4 protein-coding genes are annotated in these 3,071 nt (G+C 52.8%); 3 read left to right on the forward strand and 1 reads right to left on the reverse strand.

What is annotated here, in order from left to right; translation table 11 throughout:
• The first annotated feature begins 47 nt into the window (after window positions 1-47).
• From Q669_RS17680 to Q669_RS19585, 3 genes are all read left to right on the forward strand, one after another.
• Window positions 48-395 (forward strand): DUF3024 domain-containing protein, encoded by a 348-nt coding sequence (locus Q669_RS17680; protein ID WP_022993294.1) that lies wholly within the window; start codon window positions 48-50, stop codon window positions 393-395.
• A gap of 102 nt (window positions 396-497) precedes the next feature.
• Window positions 498-1,031 carry a GNAT family N-acetyltransferase gene (locus tag Q669_RS17685; protein WP_022993295.1) on the forward strand — a complete coding sequence of 178 codons (534 nt, stop codon included), beginning with the start codon at window positions 498-500 and terminating at the stop codon, window positions 1,029-1,031.
• A gap of 93 nt (window positions 1,032-1,124) precedes the next feature.
• Complete coding sequence (locus Q669_RS19585; protein ID WP_152525071.1) at window positions 1,125-1,436, forward strand: hypothetical protein; 312 nt, start codon at window positions 1,125-1,127, stop codon at window positions 1,434-1,436.
• 28 nt (window positions 1,437-1,464) lie between these two features.
• Here the strand turns inward: Q669_RS19585 and Q669_RS17690 are convergent, their stop codons facing one another.
• On the reverse strand, window positions 1,465-2,418 hold the full coding sequence (locus Q669_RS17690) for an IS110 family transposase (RefSeq protein WP_022993296.1): 954 nt from the start codon (window positions 2,416-2,418) through the stop codon (window positions 1,465-1,467).
• Window positions 2,419-3,071 lie beyond the last annotated feature (653 nt).

Genomic DNA, 3,071 nt, shown 5'->3' on the forward strand with positions numbered 1-3,071 from the left:
GGTTTTTCTACAGCCTCGTTATGTGGGCGTTCCCATAGAGAATCCATATGGCATTCAGTGAGTTCGAAGCAAAGAAAATTGAGCGGGCCGCTTCTGAATTTCTTGAAGACCGGAGGCCGCCAGTAGAGATCCGACCCAAGTTAGATCTAGACGTGCGAGTTTCCGGCCAGAGCGTCCAGATTGTCGAGATTCGCCCGCATTTTCGTGAGCCGGCCACGATCATTGAGTCGCCGGTGGCAAAAGCGACCTACGTCAAGAAATCTCAACGCTGGAAAATCTACTGGATGCGTAGCGATCTGAAGTGGCATTCGTACACGCCAGAACCTGAGTCACGCTCCATCGAGGAATTCTTTGCTATCGTGAATGCTGATGAGAATGGCTGTTTCTTCGGGTAGCACATAACCAGTCATTCAAGTTCGTTCCCGGCCTGACGGCCGTCCACCGGACGCCCTAGTCGGGCGCCGCTTAATATTGGCGTTATGCACAGGGAGAGATAGGTGCCATTGTTTGAAACAGAGAGGTTGATTGCAAGGAAGCTGTCCCATCAAGACGTTCCGGTGCTCACCGCAATGCTCAGTGATCCAGAAGTCATGAAGTTCTCCGTCCGTGGAGTTTGTGACGAAGAAGCTACCCGAAAATTCGTTGATTGGTGCCTTGAGTGTTACGCCTCTCATGGGATAGGGCCATGGGCATTGTGTGAGAAAGAATCAGGGAATTTTATCGGCTTCTGTGGCGTTGGGCCGGAGTTGGTTGGCGATGTTGAAGAAATCAATCTAGGTTATCGTCTGGCCCGCAGGTTCTGGCATCAGGGGTATGCGACAGAAGCTGTAAAAGGTGTTCTCCAGTATGCTTTCGACCAAAAACACTGCGAGTCGGTAATTGTTATTATCGAGCCGGAGCATACAGCTTCCGTCAGGGTCACGGAGAAAGTCGGGTTCGGAGACTATATGACTCGAGAGTTCCATGCCCGGCCTGTGCGCGTGTATCGAATGTCGTGCGACGACTGGGCACTGCATAACAAATTGTTGTAGTGCGTTCCGGGCCTGGCGGCCCTACACCGGACGCCTACTACGCTGCGCTCCGTAGCCGCCGCTAAACAAGGGCGTTATGCGTAAGAGAGCACCATGAGCGGGATAGTTTGCCCAACTTGCAATAAATCAACAGTGATGGAGGCCGGCGAAGATCCATTAGGTGTGCAGTATTTCGTTTGCTCGAGTTGCAAAGAAGCGAAGCGTTGGTGCCCTAGGTGTGATCAGGGATGGGTGTATAAATGGGTAAATCCAACATTCAGTGAAACCCTATTCAACTGCGAAGAATGTGAGGCTACTTGGGCATCAATCGATAAAATTGCGTCAGGTAACACTGATCAGTTCAATAGAGCATTTGATGGCAGTATGGAAGCATTTGAGCTGGTGAAGACCTATGAAAAAGCATAACAAGTGACTGTGGTGTCAATTCCATAAATTAAGCCATTTCAGCCCGCCATGATTCCTGGTTTTTGATCATGGTATTGAGCACCACAATCATCTTTCTCATGCAGGCGATGAGGGCGACTTTCGGGATCTTTCCCTGGGCCTTCAGGCGTTCGTAAAAGCGTTTGAAGACCGGGTTGCACTGGATGGATGAGAGCATGGCCATGAACATGACGGTGCGGACTCTGTGGCGGCCACCTCGTATCCTTCGTTTGCCATTTAGCTTGCCACTGTCTCGGTTGATGGGTGCTACGCCAACAAGCGCTGCGATCTCCTTGCGGTTCAGCGAACCGAGTTCCGGGAGTTCACTCAGGAAGGTGTAGGCGAGCACTTTTCCGACGCCTGGCACGCTGGTCATGATCTCCATTTTGCTGCGCCACTGATCCACCTTGGCCACCTCCTGCTCAATCTGTCGGGTGACGGTTTCAATCTGACTCTGGAGCATCCGGAGCATACTTTTGATCGACCGGTGAAGGGGTTTCGGCAGGATCTGGAGGCGGTTTTTCTCCATGGTGGACATTTCCAGAAGCTGAGAACGTCGGACCAGTAAGTCCTTAATCTTCTGGGAGGTTTTGTCTGGAATAGGTTTGAACTCAGGTTTCAGTGTGGCGGCATACTGCGCGATGACCTGGGCATCAATCCGGTCGGTTTTGGCGAGTACGCCAATGGCCTGGGCGTAGCGTCGGACACTGATGGGATTGACGATGATGATCGGCAAACCAGCTTGGTCGCAGGCCTGAACCAGGGCCTGTTCATATCGGCCAGAGGCTTCAACAACGATGCGTTCGATCGAGTAGTTTTTAAGGATACGGACAAAGCGGCGAATATGCGCTTCGGTATTTGGGATGGTGTAGAACTGCCCGGAGGGATGAAGAGCAATGTCCAGATTGGCTTTACCGACATCGACGCCGACATTGACTGGGGTTTGGATTTCCGTGTTGTTCATAATAAGCTGACTCTGCCTTGCTATACGGGCTCGAGGCCCCGATGACTGTTCGAGTTATCGCTTGAGAGTCATGCAGCGCTGCACACTTGTTATCGGTCTCTCGACAGAGGAGCCGGTCAGGCATCGAGCTGCTGCATGAAGGCCCCCAGCGGCCACTGGGGGTGGGCCTCAATTTACCCAAACACGGAAGAAATTATCCATACAAGTGCAGGCACGGCGACGCCCACTACATTGCGCCTTTGGCTCCATTCCGTGGGCGCGCATGCTGCAAGCGTTAGTGGCTGTGGCTTCGGTCCTTTTAGGCTGCAGTGTGCCAGTGGCCTTGGTGCCGTGCTTGGTTGCCAAACCCGCATAGTCTGTTGAGCACCAAGGCCGTCAGAATCCGCGTCCGGCTTGGTTGCTTCAGTTAGCAAGAGTTGTGGCAGGAAATTCGGTGTTCACCGTGTGGGGCCGTCCGCCGAAAACGTCGTCCGGATCTGCTACCTTTGAGTTCAGGTTCATTCACCGCATCGTTGGCGGTGTTTCAAACAGAGTGCATCGGCTCATGTCGGTGCCGGGTTACGGAGTAGGCCGTCAAGGTCAGTGCCAGGGAGCCGGCAGTGTCATTACCTGCCACTAACAAGTCGCTGTAGTGTAATCCCCCCATTTTTAAC

Source organism: Marinobacter sp. C1S70, from assembly GCF_000475355.1.
GTDB lineage: Bacteria > Pseudomonadota > Gammaproteobacteria > Pseudomonadales > Oleiphilaceae > Marinobacter > Marinobacter nauticus.

Bases quoted from the DNA above. Each gene is read 5' to 3' on its own strand.
- Q669_RS17680 (WP_022993294.1), top strand. From the start codon at position 48: ATGGCATTCAGTGAGTTCGAAGCAAAGAAAATTGAGCGGGCCGCTTCT.
- Q669_RS19585 (WP_152525071.1), top strand. From the start codon at position 1,125: ATGAGCGGGATAGTTTGCCCAACTTGCAATAAATCAACAGTGATGGAG.
- Q669_RS17690 (WP_022993296.1), bottom strand. From the start codon at position 2,418: ATGAACAACACGGAAATCCAAACCCCAGTCAATGTCGGCGTCGATGTC.